Here is a 16,708-nt window from a genome sequence, read left to right as displayed (position 1 = left end):
AGGTATCTGGCAAACCTTGCGAACGAAGGCCTGGGGGCGTTAAGGAGGCAACCCCACCAGCCACACCCCGGCACACAATGTTCCCGCTGTGGCTGCTTCCTTCCGGATCTGACCAGGTTCACGGGTAATCGTTGCGGGGGGACCGATGGGGTCACCATAACGACGCCCGCCTTGCGGCGAGCCGCGCCATTGTACCTATCTGACAAGAAGTTACAACCGTTCGTGTCGGATTAAAAAAATCCATGAGGTTCAAGTACTTGCTATGGGAAGAACCTCTTTCGCAATCGCCTCGGCCATTCAGATAGAACCTACAACAGCACCTCATCCGCCCGGCCACCCTCCTCCTGGATCACCAGATGGATGAAATGCAGTTTGGTGATTACTGCCGCCGGTACGACGAACGGGTAGAAATCCGGCTGGCCCATGCTGCGCGAGAGTTCGTTGAGCATTCCGGCCAGTTCGATCCAGGCGTTGACGAATGAAAGGAACGCCTTGCCGCCCGCATGCTCGGGGTCGAACAGGGTTTCGGGAGGAAATGGCTGGTAGTCGAAATCCATTTCCCGCGCACTCATGCCGAAGCCGAGCGCCGTGTCGACGGCGTCCATCATGTGCAGGTAATGGGCCCAGGTTTCAGCCCAGTCCTCCCACGGGTGCATGGTGGCGTAGGCGCTGACGTAACGGGCCTGCCAATCCAGTGGCGCGCCTTGTTGATAATGCCGCTCCAACGCTTCGGAGTAGCTTGCGCGCTCATCGCCGAACAAGGCGCGAAACGGCTCCAGCCAGTGTCTGTCGGCAACCAGCCGGTCCCAGAAATAATGGCCGACCTCGTGGCGAAAATGCCCGAGCAAGGTCCGATACGGCTCGTGCATCTGCTGCCGCACGTGCTCGCGGTGAGCATCGTCGGCTTCCTTGATGTCGAGGGTGATAAGGCCGCTGGCGTGCCCGGTCGTCGGCGGTTTCCCGTCGGGGTCGACGCCGATGAAATCAAAGGCCAGGCCGATGTTTTCGTCGGCGCTCTTGGGGATGACCGGCAAGCCGAGGCTAATCAGTTGCGCCACGAGGCGGCGCTTGGCGGTTTCGACCTTGCGCCAGCGCTCGGGGTTTTCCGGGATCGAGAGGTCAGGAATCGTGCGATTCAGGCTGCAGGCGATGCACAGTGTGTCGTGCCCGTTGGCTGGTAACAGCCAATTGCACGCCGCCGGGGTGTCGAGATTGGCGCAGCGGCGAAACAGTCCGGCCTGCGGGTCGACGTCCAGGAGCCAGGTATCAGGTTGCTCGCCGGGCTGAAGGGACGAAAGGCGGCTCTGCTCCGGCTGATACCCCAACGCCGCCAGGCACGCCAGGCATTGGCTGTTGCGAAAGAACAATGACTGGCCGCAGCGGCACGGCCAGACTTTGCTGTTGCGTGACCGATCACCCAGGAACGGCGCGGCGATGCGTGAGCTCAGTTGTTCGAAAAAGCGGTACATGGCGATCTCTCCCAGGAGCCTGCAAGACTAGATCACCTGATGCTCATGATCGTTCCAAAACGCTGTGTCATGACCCCGATAACCGTGGCGAGGGAGCTTGCGTCCCCGCCACAAAAGCCAAGCCTCAGAGCGCGACGCCATGCCCTGTCAAGAACTCGACAAACGCTTGTTCGTCGAGCACCTTGAGCCCCAATTCATTGGCTTTGGTCAATTTCGATCCAGCGCCCGGCCCGGCCACCACGCAGTGGGTTTTCGCCGACACGGAACCGGCCACCTTCGCCCCCAGGCTTTCCAACTTGTCCTTGGCGACATCGCGACTCATCAGCTCCAGCGAACCGGTCAGGACCCAGGTGTGCCCCGCTTCAGGCAAGCCCTCGACAACTTTCTTCTCGCTCCGCCAGTGCATGCCGAAATCCCGCAGTTGCTGCTCGGCAGCCAAGGCCTGTTCACGATTGGCGGCGATGGCGAAGAATTCGCGCACGGCGTTTGCCTGCTTTTCCGGCAACGCCTGGCGCATGTCCAGCCAGTCGGCATCCATGACGGCTTCGAGGGAACCGAACTTGTCCGCCAGTTTCTGCGCGCCGCCCGGCCCGACCGAAGGAATGTGCAGCTTGTCGAGGAAGCCTCCCAGGGTAGTACTGGCGGAAAATTCCGCGCTCAGTTCGCCCTGGTCCTGGATCTCCAGGCCATGGCGCAGCAGATCCTTGATGACCTGGCGATTGTGCGGGTCTTCGAAGAAGCTGTGGATCTCGTGGGCAACTTCCAGGCCGACATCCGGCAGGTACGTCAGCACCTGCGGCAGCGCCGCCTGCACGCGCTCCAGTGAACCGAGGGAGCGGGCCAGGACCTTGGCGGTCTCCTCGCCCACGTCGGGAATGCCGAGGGCGTAGATAAAACGCGCCAGACTCGGCTTCTTGCTGTCGACGATCGCTGACAGCAGATTTCTGCTCGACAGCTCGGCGAAGCCTTCCAGGTCGACGATCTGCTCGAACGTCAGCGCATACAGGTCAGCCGGCGACCCCACCAGGCCTTCGTCCACCAATTGTTCAACGCTCTTCTCGCCCAGCCCTTCGATATCCATGGCCCGGCGCGAGACAAAATGAATGATTGCCTGCTTGAGCTGCGCGCCACAGGCCAGGCGACCGACGCAGCGGTACACCGCGCCTTCGCTGACGGTTTCACGGCCCTTGCTGCGCTTGATCAGTTGCGTGCGTTCGACGTGGGAACCGCAAACCGGACATTGCTGCGGCACTGCCACCGGACGGGCATTGGCTGGACGACGCTCGGTGACGACTTGCACCACTTGCGGGATGACATCACCGGCTCGGCGAATGATCACCGTGTCGCCGATCATCAGGCCCAGGCGCGCCACCTCGTCCATGTTGTGCAACGTGGCGTTGGCCACCGTCACGCCAGCCACCTTGACCGGCTTGAGCCGCGCCACGGGCGTGACGGCGCCGGTGCGGCCGACCTGAAACTCGACGTCCAGCAGTTCGGTAAGCTCTTCGCTGGCAGGGAATTTATGAGCGATAGCCCAGCGAGGCTCCCGCGCGCGAAAACCCAGTTCGCGCTGTGACGCGATGCTGTTGACCTTGAACACCACGCCGTCGATTTCGTAGGGCAGCGAACTGCGCCGCTCACCAATGTCACGGTAGTAATCCAGGCATTCGTCGATGCCGTGGGCCAGCTTCAGCTCGCGGCTGATGGGCATGCCCCAAGCCTTGAGTTGTTTGAGATTGCCAATGTGGGTATCGGCGATGTCCGACGTCACCTGGCCGATGCCATAGCAGCAAAACTCAAGGGGACGATTGGCGGTTATCCGGGAGTCCAACTGGCGCAGGCTGCCCGCGGCAGCGTTGCGGGGGTTGGCGAACGTCTTGCCGCCCGCCTCCAGCTGGGTGGCGTTCAAGCGCTCGAAACCGGCCTTGGACATGTACACCTCGCCGCGCACCTCCAGCACCGGTGGCCAGCCGCTGCCTTGCAACTTGAGAGGAATGTTGCGCACGGTGCGCACGTTGACGCTGATGTCTTCGCCCGTGGTGCCGTCACCGCGCGTCGCGCCGCGCACCAGCATGCCGTCTTGATACAACAGGCTGACCGCCAGGCCATCGAGCTTCGGCTCGCAACTGTATTCCACCGCCGCGCCGCCGCCGAGCAAATCGTCCATGGGCAGGTCGAGGCCTTCGGTCACTCGCCGGTCGAACTCGCGCAGAGTGGTTTCGTCGAACACGTTGCCCAGGCTGAGCATCGGGATTTCGTGACGCACCTGGCTGAAGGCCGACAGCGCCACGCTGCCGACTCGCTGGGTCGGGGAATCGCTCGTCACCAGCTCCGGGTGTTGTTCTTCCAAGGCTTTGAGCTCATGGAAAAGACGATCGTATTCAGCGTCCGGAATGGAAGGTTCATCGAGGACGTGATAGCGGTAATTATGCTGGTCCAGCTCGGTGCGCAGCTCTAGGATGCGGGTTTCGACGGCGCTCATGGTGTTCTCTCATAAAGCAAAAGAGCAGCCTGGGCTGCTCAATTTTCTCAAGACGTTGAGGGGTGCTTCGCACCCCAGCGGGAGCAAGCTCCCTCGCCACAAGAGGCTCTCCAACCAAGGGGAGCCGGTCTCATCGCTCAACGCTTCTGGGTCAGCGCACGGCGTTCGAATTCGACAATGCGCTGGCGGTAGTGCTCGATGGTCTGGGCCGTCAGCACGCTGCGTTGGTCGTCCTTCAATTCGCCGTTGAGCTCCTGGGCAAGCTTGCGCGCAGCGGCCACCATCACGTCGAAAGCCTGCTTGGGATGACGCGGGCCTGGCAGGCCCAGGAAGAAGCTCACCGCCGGCGTGCTGAAATGGTCGATGTCGTCCAGGTCGAACACGCCAGGCTTGACGGCGTTGGCCATGGAGAACAACACCTCGCCATTGCCTGCCATGCTTTCGTGGCGATGGAAGATGTCCATCTCGCCAAAACGCAGGCCGCTTTCCAGGATGTTCTGCAACAGCGCAGGGCCCTTGAAGCCGGCCGGGTCGCGGCAGATCACGCTGATCACCAGCACTTCTTCGGCCTGGGCCTGTTCCTTGTCGCCGCTGGATGACTTGCTCTCGTCCGGGAAATCGCCGTCACGGCTGTTGAAGCTCGGCCCGCCATCGAGGTCGAGGTTCAGGTTCAAATCACCCTGGGACGGTTCGCTGTTGCGCTTGCCGCGCTTGGAACCCGACTCCCGTGGCTCACGGGCAGGCGCGCTCATGGACGGCAAATCGTGTTCGTCCAGCTGCGGCTCCTTGTGGGTGTCCAGCACCCGGGGCGGGCCCAACAGCTCGGCGCTGTCATCCTCATCGGGGAGGTTCGACAGGCTGCGATCCAGGCGAAACTTGAGTTTGCCCTTGCCGCCGCGCATGCGACGCCAGCCGTCGAAAAGAATACCGGCAATGACAATGATGCCGATGACGATCAGCCACTCGCGCAGACCGATTTCCATTTAATCCCGTGCCTCTATAAAAATGCTGAAAAATAAGGGGCTTAGCTATTTGCAAACCGCTTTAAAACGTGGCGCCAACTCTATGTTCTGAATGGCGTTTTGCCCACGCATACGAAAAATTGACATTAAACTAGCACGACCAAAGATAACTTTACACCGTCTGTCGCATAGGCTTGTGCCCAATCTGTGAATTGAACATCAGCCCCAAGGGTAAAAAACACCTACAGCGTTCAAAACAGAAGCCCTGCGAGCCTTTGTTCAGGCGTCCACCATGGCCATGGCCTCCTCCACATCCACCGCCACCAGCCGCGAACACCCCGGCTCATGCATGGTCACGCCCATCAACTGGTCGGCCATTTCCATGGCGATCTTGTTGTGGGTGATGTAGATGAACTGCACCGTTTCGGACATTTCCTTCACCAGCCGTGCGTAACGGCCGACGTTGGCGTCGTCCAGTGGCGCGTCGACCTCATCGAGCATGCAGAACGGCGCCGGGTTCAGTTTGAAAATGGCAAAGACCAGAGCCAGCGCCGTCAGCGCTTTTTCGCCGCCGGAGAGCAAATGGATGGTGCTGTTCTTCTTGCCGGGAGGACGCGCCATGATTGTCACCCCTGTATCGAGTAGATCTTCGCCCGTCAGTTCCAAGTAGGCGCTACCGCCACCGAAAACTTTTGGGAAAAGCGCCTGCAAACCGCCGTTGATCTGATCAAAGGTATCCTTGAAGCGGTTGCGGGTTTCCTTGTCGATTTTGCGGATGACGTTTTCCAGGGTCTCCAGCGCCTCCGCCAGATCGTCGTTCTGAGCGTCCAGGTAACGCTTGCGCTCTGACTGCTGCTGGTACTCGTCGATGGCCGCCAGGTTGATTGCCCCCAGGCGCTGGATGCGCTGGGCGATGCGTTCAAGTTCTTCCTCGGCGTCCTTTTCGTTCGCCCCGGCCACCAGGGTGGCGAGCACGCCGTCGAGGTCGTAGCCGTCTTCCAGCAATTGGTCCTGCAAGGCTCTGCGCCGCACCGTCAAGGCCTGCCACTCCATGCGCTGCTGCTCCATCTGGCCACGGATCAGCTGCGATTGCTGCTCGGCCTGGCTGCGGCGCTTCTCAGCGTCGCGCAGTTCGCGGTCGGCATCCTCCAGGGCAATCTGTGCAGTCTTGAGTTCTTCGTCGACGCTCATGCGTTTGTCGAGCAACTCTTCGAGCTTGAGGCGCAGTTCTTCCAGTGGCGCCTCGCCCTCTTCCAGGTTGAGGCTCAACTGCTCACGCTTTTCGGTCAGGCGCTCGGACTGCATTTCCAGACGTTCCAAGGCCTGGCGTGTGGAATCGAGCTGGGCCCTGAGCGAGCCCAGGCGTACCGCCAGCTGATGGGCATGGTCTTTATGCTGGCGCGCTTCCTGGCGCACGCGGTCCAGGCGTTCACGCAGGCTGTCGCGCTGGGCCAGCAGCAATTCACGCTGTTCGGTATCCACCGCCATCGCATCAAGGGCTTCTTGCAATTGCAGGCGCGCCTCGCCGATCTGTTCGTGTTCCAACGCCCGCTGCTCGCCCAACTCGGCGATTTCTTCGTCAAGACGGGTACGACGCAGGGCCAATTGTTCGACCTTGGCCTTGCCGGCAGACAGCTGCGCCTTGAGTTCGCCCTGCTGGCGCGCTTCATCTTGCAACAGCCGACGCAGGTGTTCGCGGCCGTTTTCCTGTTGGCGCTGTTGCGCCCGCAGGTTCTGTAGTTCGGTTTCCAGGGCTTCGACGCTGGCCTCGCGCTCTTCGCGCTCGGCGGCCAGGCGCTGGATTTCCTGGACTCGGGCGAGCATGCCGCTCTCGGCTTCAGAGGCCCGGCGAACCCGCAGGAAATGCCGCCCGACCCAATACCCGTCGCGGCTGATCAGGCTTTCGCCGGCTGCCAATTGCCCACGCAAGGCCAAGGCGTGCTCGAGGCTGTCCACCGGCTTGACCTGCCCCAGCCAAGGCGACAGGTCGACCTGGGCTTCGACCTTGTCCAACAGACTGCCTGGCACCCGCACGCCGTCGCCGGCCGGGCTGAGCAGGCGCAGATCGCCCTGGCTGAAACCGGAAAGATCGAACCCGGCGAAATCATCCACCAGCACTGCTTGCAGATCGGCGCCCAGCACGGTTTCCACCGCCAGTTCCCAGCCGGCATCGACCTTCAAACCTTCGGCCAGGCGCGGGCGCTCGGCCAGGTGCTGGTCGCGCAGCCATTCGGCAGTGCCGGTGCCTGGGTCCAATGCGGCTTGCTGCAAGGCCTCCAGCGAGGCCAGCCGACCGTTGAGTCGCTGCAATTCGCCCTGGGCCTGTTGCTGGTTCTGCAAGGCCAGCTGCAAGGCTTGGCGCAGTTGTTCAAGGCGTTCGACCTGGGCATCTTCGCTGGCCTGCAGGTCTTCGAGGGTGGCTTCGCTGGTCGCCAGTTGCTCGCTCAGCTCCAGAATCGCGGCGTCTTCCGGATCCGCGGCGAGCAAGGCGCGCTCTTCAGACAGGCGACGCTGACGTTCGGCCAGGCGCTCCATGCTGGTTTCCAACTGCTGGATGCGCGACTGCTGGACTTCTGCCTGGCGCCGCGGCTCGGCCGAGGTCAGGTTGAAACTGTCCCACTGCTCTTGCCAACCATGCATGGTCAACTCGGCTTCTTCCAGGGCTGCGGCTGCCTCTTCGGCGGCGGCGCTGGTGAGTTCCTGCTCCGGCGTGAGCCGCTCCAGCTCCTCGCCGAGGGTCAGCAACAAGGTGCGATCGTGGCCCAGGTGGGATTCGGTTTCCAGGCGTGCGCGCTCAGCCTCCTTCAAATCTTCCTGCAACTGGCGCAGGCGCTGCTGGCCGTGCTGGATGCTTTGCTCGACCCTGGCAATGTCGCCTCCCACGGAATAGAAGCGCCCTTGCACCAGGTTGAAGCGCTCGGAAAGTTCATGGTGCCCGTCGCGCAGGCGCTCGATGGCGGCATCGGCGTTGCGCTGCTCGGCGACCAACGCTTCGAAGCTGACTTCCTGGTTGCCGATGATCGCCTCGCGCTGGCCCACCTGTTCGTTCAACGCCTGCCAGCGCAGGGCCGACAGTTGGGCCTTGAGCTGGCGCTCTTCGGCTTTGTATTCCTGGTATTTCTTTGCCGCCTCGGCCTGGCGATGCAGGCGTTCGAGCTGGCGCTCGAGTTCTTCACGCAGGTCAGTCAGACGCGCGAGGTTTTCGTGGGTACGGCGGATGCGGTTCTCGGTCTCGCGACGCCGTTCCTTGTATTTGGAGATGCCGGCGGCTTCTTCGATGAAGTTGCGCAGGTCTTCGGGCTTGGCCTCGATCAGCTTGGAGATCATGCCCTGCTCGATGATCGAATAGCTGCGCGGCCCCAGGCCGGTGCCTAGGAAGATGTCGGTGATGTCCCGGCGACGGCATTTGGCGCCGTTGAGGAAATAGCTGTTCTGGCTGTCACGGGTCACTTTGCGGCGGATGGAGATTTCCGCGTAGGCCGCGTATTCGCCGATGAGGGTGCCATCGGAATTATCGAACACCAGTTCGATGCTGGCCTGGCTCACTGGCTTGCGGCTGGTGGAGCCGTTGAAGATGACATCGGTCATCGACTCGCCGCGCAGGTTCTTGGCCGAGCTTTCGCCCATCACCCAGCGCACGGCGTCGATGATGTTCGACTTGCCGCAACCATTGGGCCCGACCACCGCCGCCATGTTGCTGGGGAAGTTCACCGTCGTCGGGTCGACGAAGGATTTGAACCCCGCCAGCTTGATGCACTTGAGTCGCACGTCAGGCCGCCGTCAGGGCCGAAACCACCAGATCGCAACTGCGCTGGGCGTAAGCCGTCAGCACAGTGCGGATCTGCGGCAGATCACGGGCCAGCACGGCCGCGAGCAGGCGCTGGAACAGGTCGAGGAATTCGCTCATTTCCGCCTTGCGCTGCTCAAGAGCCAGGAAATAGGCGCGGCTCATGGCCGGTTGCAGGTTTTCAACGGTTTCCTGCAGATAAGGGTTGTTGGCAAAGGGATAGGCTGCTCGCATCACGCTGAAGCTATCGTCGACGAACGTACGGATGTCCTGGCGCTCGTAGGCTTCCTTGAGGCGCTGCTGGATCGCCACGAACGGCGCCATGTCTGCCTGCTCTTTCCAACCATGCGCCACTGCATTGCCCAGCAGGATATAGAGCTCGCTCATCAATGCGCAAAGGCTGCGCACCTTGTGTTCGGTGAGCTCGGTGACGTGGGCGCCACGGCGCGGCAAGATGGCGATCAGGTGACGCCGCTCCAGGATCAGCAAGGCCTCGCGGACCGAACCGCGGCTGACATTGAGCGCCAGCGTAACCTTCTGCTCCTGGATGCGCTCTCCCGGCTTCATTTCGCCGCGAATGATGCGCTCGGCGAGATGATGGGCGATTTGCTCGGCGAGGCTGTCCGGGGCCTTGAACGTCATGGTTGTCCTTCAAACTCTTCATATCTGCACAAGCGGCGCAGTGTAGCGCACTCAATACGTCATGGCGCAGGGCCTCCACCTGGTTTTTGGCACGATATAAGCAAAAAGTGCCTGCCCTCTTGGTGAAAGAGAGCCTGTGAGAGCGAGCTCGCTCCCACAAGGTTTTATCGACAAAACGGTATTTCTTGACCTTTAAGTCAGAAACTAATTGACCGAAAAGTCAGAACTGCTAAATTCAGCTCACGTCGATACAACAATAATGAATCTGCGAGGCCTTCCGTGATCCAGTTTTTACTCAACCAGGAACTCCGTAGCGAGCATGCCCTGGACCCGAACCTGACCGTGCTCAATTACCTGCGCGAACACGTTGGTAAACCCGGCACCAAGGAAGGCTGCGCCAGCGGCGACTGCGGCGCATGCACCGTGGTGGTGGGCGAATTGGAGACGGACGCAGAAGGTGGCGAGCGTATTCGCTACCGCAGCCTCAATTCGTGCCTGACCTTCGTCTCGTCGCTGCACGGCAAGCAATTGATCAGCGTCGAAGACCTCAAGCACGATGGCCAGCTGCACAGCGTCCAGCAGGCGATGGTCGATTGCCACGGTTCGCAATGTGGTTTCTGTACCCCGGGCTTCGTCATGTCGTTGTTCGCCCTGCAAAAGAACAGCGAGCAGCCCGACGCCCATAAGGCCCACGAAGCGTTGGCCGGTAACTTGTGCCGCTGCACCGGTTACCGGCCGATCCTGGCCGCCGCCGACCAGGCCTGTTGCGCCAAGCAGCCCGACCAGTTCGACGCCCGTGAGGCCCAGACCATTGCCCGCCTCAAAGCCATCGCACCGACCGAGACCGGAGAACTCAACAGTGGCGACAAACGCTGCCTGGTGCCACTGACCGTGGCTGACCTGGCCGACCTCTACGACGCCTACCCACAAGCACGGCTGCTGGCCGGCGGCACTGACCTGGCGCTGGAAGTCACCCAGTTCCACCGCACCCTGCCGGTGATGATCTACGTGGGCAACGTCGCCGAACTCAAGCGCGTCGAGCGTTTCGATGATCGCCTGGAAATCGGCGCGGCCACCGCGCTTTCCGATTGTTACGAGGCCCTGCAAGCCGAATATCCGGACTTCGGCGAACTGCTGCAGCGCTTCGCCTCGTTGCAGATCCGCAACCAGGGCACCCTGGGCGGGAACATCGGCAACGCCTCGCCCATAGGCGACTCGCCGCCCCTACTGATCGCCCTCGGCGCGCAGATTGTGCTGTGCAAAGGCCAGACTCGCCGCACCCTGGCCCTGGAAGATTATTTCATCGATTACCGGGTCACCGCCCGCCAGGAAAGCGAATTCATCGAAAAGATCATCGTGCCCCGGGCCAGCGCCGAGCAAGCGTTTCGCGCCTACAAAGTCTCCAAGCGCCTGGACGACGACATTTCCGCCGTGTGCGCGGCGTTCAACCTGCGCATCGACAACGGCATGGTCCGCGAGGCACGTGTGGCCTTCGGTGGCATGGCCGCGACCCCCAAGCGCGCCAAGCACTGTGAGGCCGCGCTGATCGGCGCGCCCTGGACCGACAGCACCCTCGAACGCGCCTGCGCGGCCCTGGCGGAGGATTTCACGCCCCTGTCGGACTTCCGCGCCAGCAAGGAATATCGCCTGCTCAGCGCCCGCAACCTGCTGCGCAAATATTTCATCGAACTGCAAACGCCCCACATCGAGACTCGGGTGACCGCTTATGTCTAATCATCACGCCGTAGAAAAGACCCAAGCCGAACTGGCGCAACTGTTCGCCCGCGACCTCACCACCGGCGTGGGCCGCAGCGTCAAGCATGACAGCGCCGCGAAGCACGTTTCAGGCGAGGCACAGTACATCGACGACCGCCTGGAATTCTCGAACCAATTGCACGTCTATGCCCGGCTCTCGGACCGCGCCCACGCGCGGATCCTGCGCATCGACACCGCGCCTTGCTACGCCTTCGAAGGCGTGCGCATCGCCATTACCCACCAGGACATCCCGGGCCTGAAGGACATCGGCCCGTTGCTGCCCGGTGACCCGCTGCTGGCGATCGACGATGTGCAGTTCGTTGGTCAACCCGTTCTGGCCGTTGCCGCCAGGGATCTCGAAACGGCGCGCAAGGCAGCCATGGCGGCCATAGTCGAATACGAGGACCTGGAACCGGTGCTGGATGTGGTCGAGGCGCTGCGCAAGCGGCATTTCGTGCTCGACAGCCATACCCACCAGCGCGGCGATTCAGCCACGGCGCTGGCAAGCGCCGAACATCGCATCCAGGGTTCACTGCACATCGGCGGCCAGGAACATTTCTACCTGGAAACCCAGATTTCCTCGGTGATGCCCACCGAAGACGGCGGCATGATCGTCTACTGCTCGACCCAGAACCCCACCGAAGTGCAAAAGCTGGTGGCCGAAGTGCTCGGCGTGTCGATGAACAAAGTGGTGGTGGACATGCGTCGCATGGGCGGTGGGTTCGGCGGCAAGGAGACCCAGGCCGCCAGCCCGGCGTGCCTGTGCGCCGTCATCGCGCACCTCACCGGCCAGCCGACCAAGATGCGCCTGCCCCGGCTCGAAGACATGCTGATGACCGGCAAGCGCCATCCCTTCTACATCGAATACGACGTCGGCTTCGACAGCACCGGTCGTCTGCACGGCATTGCCTTGGAACTGGCTGGCAATTGCGGCTGCTCGCCGGACCTGTCCGCCTCGATCGTCGACCGAGCGATGTTCCATGCCGACAACGCCTACTACCTGGGCGATGCAACGATCAACGGCCACCGCTGCAAGACCAACACCGCCTCGAACACCGCTTACCGTGGTTTCGGCGGCCCCCAAGGCATGGTCGCCATCGAAGAGGTGATGGACGCTATCGCCCGGCACCTGGGGCTCGACCCCCTGGCGGTGCGCAAGGCCAACTACTACGGCAAGACCGAGCGCAACGTCACGCATTACTACCAGACCGTCGAGCACAACATGCTCGAAGAGATGACCGCCGAGCTTGAACAAAGCAGCCAATACGCCGAGCGCCGCGAAGCGATCCGCCGCTACAACGCAGGCAGCCCGATCCTGAAAAAGGGCCTGGCGCTGACGCCGGTGAAGTTCGGCATTTCGTTCACCGCCAGCTTCCTCAACCAGGCCGGCGCGTTGATTCACGTCTACACCGACGGCAGCATCCACCTCAATCACGGCGGCACAGAGATGGGCCAAGGCTTGAACACCAAGGTCGCCCAAGTGGTGGCCGAGGTATTCCAGGTGGAAATGGACCGCGTGCAGATCACCGCGACCAACACCGACAAGGTGCCGAACACCTCGCCCACCGCCGCGTCCAGTGGCGCCGACCTGAACGGCAAGGCGGCGCAGAATGCCGCCGAAACCATCAAGCGGCGCCTGGTGGAGTTCGCCGCGCGGCAATACAAGGTCAGCGAGGAAGACGTGGAATTCCACAACGGCCACGTGCGGGTGCGCGATCACATCCTGACCTTCGAGGCACTGGTTCAACAGGCGTATTTCGCGCAGGTCTCGCTGTCGAGCACCGGTTTCTACAAGACCCCCAAAATCTATTACGACCGCAGCCAGGCCCGTGGCAGGCCGTTCTACTACTACGCCTACGGCGCGGCGTGCGCCGAGGTGATCGTCGATACCCTCACCGGCGAGTACAAGATGCTGCGCACCGACATCCTTCACGACGTCGGCGCCTCGCTGAACCCAGCCATCGACATCGGCCAGGTCGAGGGCGGATTCATCCAGGGCATGGGCTGGCTGACCATGGAAGAACTGGTGTGGAACGACAAGGGCAAGCTGATGACCAATGGTCCGGCCAGCTACAAGATCCCCGCCGTGGCTGACATGCCATTGGATTTGCGGGTCAAGCTGGTGGAAAACCGCAAGAACCCGGAAGACACGGTGTTCCACTCCAAGGCCGTGGGCGAGCCGCCGTTCATGCTCGGCATCGCCGCTTGGTGCGCCATCAAGGACGCCGTGGCGAGCCTGGGGGATTACCGGCATCAACCGAAGATCGACGCGCCGGCCACGCCGGAGCGGGTGTTGTGGGGGTGTGAGCAGATGCGGCAGTTGAAGGCTGTGAAGCCTGCGCAAGCCGAGGTCGAGTTGGCTTCACTTTAAACCGCGGCGCGGCCTTCGCGAGCAGGCTCGCTCCCACAGGGACCGCGTTGCAAATGTGGGAGCGAGCCTGCTCGCGAAAGCGGCCGAACAGACAACAGAGATGCCGAGGTGAACATGTACAACTGGATCAGCGCCCTCGCCGACCTGCAAACCCGCGGTGAACCCTGCGTGCTGGTGACGATCATCGAAGAGCTTGGCTCCACGCCGCGCAACGCCGGTTCGAAGATGGTCATCAGCGCCAGCCAGACGTTCGACACCATCGGTGGCGGTCACCTGGAATACAAGGCCATGGAAATCGCTCGGCAGATGCTCGCCAGCGGCCAGCAGAACACGCATCTGGAGCGTTTCAGCCTCGGCGCCAGCCTTGGCCAGTGCTGCGGCGGCGTCACCGTGTTGCTGTTCGAACCCATGAGGCAGGTCCAGGCGCAGATCGCCGTGTTTGGCGCCGGCCATGTCGGCCGGGCCTTGGTGCCGTTGCTGGCAAGCCTGCCCTGCCGGGTCCGCTGGATCGACTCGCGGGAGGCGGAGTTTCCTGAACAGTTACTCCATGGTGTGCGCAAGATCGTCACTGAAGAGCCATTGGATGAAGTCGACGACTTGCCCGCCGGCAGCTACTGCATCGTCATGACCCACAACCATCAGCTCGACCTGGAACTGAGCGCCGCGATTCTCAAGCGCAACGACTTCGCCTATTTCGGCCTGATCGGCTCGAAGACCAAACGGGTCAAGTTCGAACACCGCTTGCGGGATCGCGGCTTCGACAGCGGCACCCTGCAACGTATGCGTTGCCCGATGGGCATTGGCGAAGTCAAAGGCAAATTGCCTGTGGAGATCGCCATCTCCATCGCCGGCGAAATCATCGCCACCTATAACGCGGATTTCGGCCAGCATACCTCGCGCGCCGAACCCATTGCCAAGTTGCTGCCGGTTTCGCGCCGCAGCCAGCGTTAATCTTTTATCGAGACAGACCATGCCCCTGACACGCAAAGCCTACCGCGCCGCCCTGCTCCACAGCCTCGCCGACCCGGCCGAAGTTGGCATCGAGGCGTCCTATGAATATTTCGAGGATGGCCTGCTGGTGGTGGAAAATGGCCAGATCAGCGCCATCGGCCACGCCCATGAGCTGCTGCCGACCCTGGCGGCGGATATCGAAATCGCCCATTACCCGGACGCGCTGATCACTCCAGGCCTCATCGATACCCATATCCACCTGCCTCAGACCGGTATGGTCGGCGCCTATGGCGAGCAACTGCTGGATTGGCTCAACACCTACACCTTCCCCTGCGAAAGCCAATTCGCCGACCCGGCCCACGCCGAGGCAGTGGCGGATATTTTCGTCAAGGAACTGCTGCGCAACGGCACTACCACGGCCCTGGTGTTTGGCAGCGTACATCCCCAATCGGTGAATGCATTTTTCGAGGTTGCCGAGAAGCTCGACCTGCGCATGATTGCCGGCAAGGTGATGATGGACCGCAACGCCCCGGACTATCTGGTCGACACTGCCGAATCCAGCTACACCCAGAGCAAGGCATTGATCGAGCGTTGGCATGGCAAGGGTCGCCTGCACTACGCCGTGACGCCGCGCTTCGCGCCGACCAGCACCCCGGAGCAACTGACCCTGGCCGGCCAGTTGCTCAATGAATACCCGGACCTGTACATGCAGACCCACATCAGTGAGAACCTGCAGGAAGTGCAATGGGTCAAGGAATTGTTCCCGGAGCGCAAGGGATACCTGGACGTCTACGACCACTACCAGTTGCTCGGCGAACGTTCGGTATTCGCCCATGGCGTGCACCTGTGTGACGACGAATGCGCGCGCCTGGCCGAGACCGGATCGGCCATCGCCTTTTGCCCGACGTCGAACTTCTTCCTCGGCAGTGGCCTGTTCAACTTGCCGATGACGGAGAAGCACAAAGTGAACGTGGGCCTGGGCACGGACGTGGGCGGTGGCACCAGTTTCTCGCTGCTGCAAACCTTGAACGAAGCCTACAAGGTCATGCAACTGCAGGGCGCGCGGCTGAGCCCGTTCAAATCGCTGTACCTGGCCACCCTCGGCGGGGCCCGGGCCTTGCGCCTGGAAGACAAGATCGGGACGTTGCAACCGGGAACGGACGCGGATTTCCTGGTGCTGGACTACAACGCCACGCCATTGCTGAGCTATCGCCTGAAGCAGGCCAAGGACATTGCCGAGCGGTTGTTCGTGCTGATGACGCTGGGGGATGATCGGGCGGTGGCGCAGACTTATGCGGCGGGTCGGTTGGTGCACCAGCGGTAGGTTGTATTGCCTGCCAGGACGCTATCGCGAGCAAGCTCGCTCCCACAGTGGATTTGTGGTGTACACATAACCCTGTGGGAGCGAGCTTGCTCGCGATTGGCGGTATGACTGGTTCAACCCTCAGAGCTTGGCAGGCGAACGCCCCGGCTTCTTGCTCTGCAACAGGTGCGAGAACACCGCGTGCAAGTCATCCGACGCGCTTTCTTCGTCGAGGTTGAGCTTGCTGTCGATGTGGTCCATGTGATGCATCATCAGGTTCACCGCCAAGGCCGCGTCACGGGCCTCGATGGCGTCGATCAATTGGGTGTGTTCGTCATAGGAACAGTGCGAGCGGTTGCCGCTTTCGTACTGGGCAATGATCAACGAAGTCTGGGACACCAGGCTGCGCTGGAAGCTGATCAGCGGTGCGTTTTTTGCCGCCTCGGCCAGTTTCAGGTGGAACTCGCCCGACAGCCGGATGCCGGCGCCACGGTCGCCACGGGAAAAACTGTCGCGCTCGTCGCTGACCATCTGCCGCAGCTCGGCAAGCTGCTCGGCCGTGGCGTGCTGGACCGCCAGCTCCGTGATCGCCTTCTCCACCATGCGCCGGGCGAAGAAAACCTGGCGGGCCTCTTCGACACTTGGGCTGGCAACCACCGCGCCACGATTGGGCCTCAGCAACACCACGCCTTCATGGGCCAGGCGCGACAGCGCGCGGCGAATGATCGTGCGGCTGACCCCGAAAATCTCCCCCAGCGCCTCTTCGCTCAATTTCGTACCGGGCGCCAGGCGCTGTTCGAGGATGGCCTCGAAAATGTGCGCATAGACAATATCGTCCTGGGTTCCGCTGCGGCCGGCTTTGCCAGCTCGCGGTTGTTTCTTGAGGGGCTGCAACTGTTCGTTCATGGGCACTCGAGTCGGGAGAACTGCGGCGATTTAACCGTGACTGTAATACGGCACAGCGGGTCGCTGGCAAGTATCGCGTA

10 protein-coding genes and 1 other RNA gene are annotated in these 16,708 nt (G+C 62.0%); 4 read left to right on the top strand and 7 right to left on the bottom strand.

Annotated features, from left to right (window positions below):
* Positions 1–51: 51 nt before the first annotated feature.
* The 6 genes from ffs to DOCECA_RS05435 all read right to left on the bottom strand — a co-directional run bounded on the left by ffs (position 52) and on the right by DOCECA_RS05435 (position 9,342).
* Positions 52–148: signal recognition particle sRNA small type (gene ffs, locus DOCECA_RS05460), an RNA gene on the bottom strand.
* A 160-nt stretch (positions 149–308) separates the two neighbouring features.
* The gene (locus tag DOCECA_RS05455) at positions 309–1,469 is read right to left on the bottom strand and encodes a zinc-binding metallopeptidase family protein (protein WP_445571569.1); all 1,161 of its coding nucleotides are present in this window, start codon (positions 1,467–1,469) and stop codon (positions 309–311) included.
* A gap of 124 nt (positions 1,470–1,593) precedes the next feature.
* The gene (ligA, locus tag DOCECA_RS05450; protein ID WP_445571568.1) at positions 1,594–3,951 is read right to left on the bottom strand and encodes an NAD-dependent DNA ligase LigA; all 2,358 of its coding nucleotides are present in this window, start codon (positions 3,949–3,951) and stop codon (positions 1,594–1,596) included.
* A 137-nt stretch (positions 3,952–4,088) separates the two neighbouring features.
* A complete protein-coding gene (gene zipA, locus DOCECA_RS05445; RefSeq protein WP_420764726.1) occupies positions 4,089–4,934 on the bottom strand; it encodes a cell division protein ZipA in 846 nt (281 codons plus the stop codon).
* Positions 4,935–5,192: 258 nt separating this feature from the next.
* Positions 5,193–8,681: a chromosome segregation protein SMC gene (smc, locus tag DOCECA_RS05440; protein WP_445571567.1), complete on the bottom strand. Its 3,489-nt coding sequence runs from the start codon at positions 8,679–8,681 to the stop codon at positions 5,193–5,195.
* Between the two features lies 1 nt (position 8,682).
* Positions 8,683–9,342: a GntR family transcriptional regulator gene (locus tag DOCECA_RS05435; protein ID WP_420764728.1), complete on the bottom strand. Its 660-nt coding sequence runs from the start codon at positions 9,340–9,342 to the stop codon at positions 8,683–8,685.
* Positions 9,343–9,621: 279 nt separating this feature from the next.
* On the opposite strand from DOCECA_RS05435, the gene xdhA reads away from it, so the two are divergent.
* The 4 genes from xdhA to guaD all read left to right on the top strand — a co-directional run bounded on the left by xdhA (position 9,622) and on the right by guaD (position 15,743).
* Positions 9,622–11,076 carry a xanthine dehydrogenase small subunit gene (gene xdhA, locus DOCECA_RS05430; RefSeq protein WP_434650483.1) on the top strand — a complete coding sequence of 485 codons (1,455 nt, stop codon included), beginning with the start codon at positions 9,622–9,624 and terminating at the stop codon, positions 11,074–11,076.
* Positions 11,069–13,468 carry a xanthine dehydrogenase molybdopterin binding subunit gene (gene xdhB, locus DOCECA_RS05425; protein ID WP_445571566.1) on the top strand — a complete coding sequence of 800 codons (2,400 nt, stop codon included), beginning with the start codon at positions 11,069–11,071 and terminating at the stop codon, positions 13,466–13,468. Before xdhA ends, xdhB begins: the two co-directional genes overlap by 8 nt.
* A 114-nt stretch (positions 13,469–13,582) precedes the next feature.
* On the top strand, positions 13,583–14,419 hold the full coding sequence (xdhC, locus tag DOCECA_RS05420) for a xanthine dehydrogenase accessory protein XdhC (RefSeq protein ID WP_445571565.1): 837 nt from the start codon (positions 13,583–13,585) through the stop codon (positions 14,417–14,419).
* A 19-nt stretch (positions 14,420–14,438) separates the two neighbouring features.
* The gene (guaD, locus tag DOCECA_RS05415) at positions 14,439–15,743 is read left to right on the top strand and encodes a guanine deaminase (RefSeq protein WP_445571564.1); all 1,305 of its coding nucleotides are present in this window, start codon (positions 14,439–14,441) and stop codon (positions 15,741–15,743) included.
* 120 nt (positions 15,744–15,863) lie between these two features.
* Here guaD and DOCECA_RS05410 read toward each other — a convergent pair whose 3' ends face one another.
* Positions 15,864–16,628: a GntR family transcriptional regulator gene (locus tag DOCECA_RS05410; protein ID WP_420764733.1), complete on the bottom strand. Its 765-nt coding sequence runs from the start codon at positions 16,626–16,628 to the stop codon at positions 15,864–15,866.
* Between the last annotated feature and the right edge of the window lie 80 nt (positions 16,629–16,708).

The organism is Pseudomonas sp. E102 (assembly GCF_052660185.1).
Note: the sequence above shows the minus strand (reverse complement) of the source record. Positions and strands in the feature narration are given on the sequence as shown.

Bases quoted from the DNA above. Each gene is read 5' to 3' on its own strand.
- DOCECA_RS05435 (WP_420764728.1), bottom strand. From the start codon at position 9,342: ATGACGTTCAAGGCCCCGGACAGCCTCGCCGAGCAAATCGCCCATCAT.
- ligA (WP_445571568.1), bottom strand. From the start codon at position 3,951: ATGAGCGCCGTCGAAACCCGCATCCTAGAGCTGCGCACCGAGCTGGAC.
- xdhC (WP_445571565.1), top strand. From the start codon at position 13,583: ATGTACAACTGGATCAGCGCCCTCGCCGACCTGCAAACCCGCGGTGAA.
- guaD (WP_445571564.1), top strand. From the start codon at position 14,439: ATGCCCCTGACACGCAAAGCCTACCGCGCCGCCCTGCTCCACAGCCTC.
- DOCECA_RS05410 (WP_420764733.1), bottom strand. From the start codon at position 16,628: ATGAACGAACAGTTGCAGCCCCTCAAGAAACAACCGCGAGCTGGCAAA.
- xdhB (WP_445571566.1), top strand. From the start codon at position 11,069: ATGTCTAATCATCACGCCGTAGAAAAGACCCAAGCCGAACTGGCGCAA.
- DOCECA_RS05455 (WP_445571569.1), bottom strand. From the start codon at position 1,469: ATGTACCGCTTTTTCGAACAACTGAGCTCACGCATCGCCGCGCCGTTC.
- zipA (WP_420764726.1), bottom strand. From the start codon at position 4,934: ATGGAAATCGGTCTGCGCGAGTGGCTGATCGTCATCGGCATCATTGTC.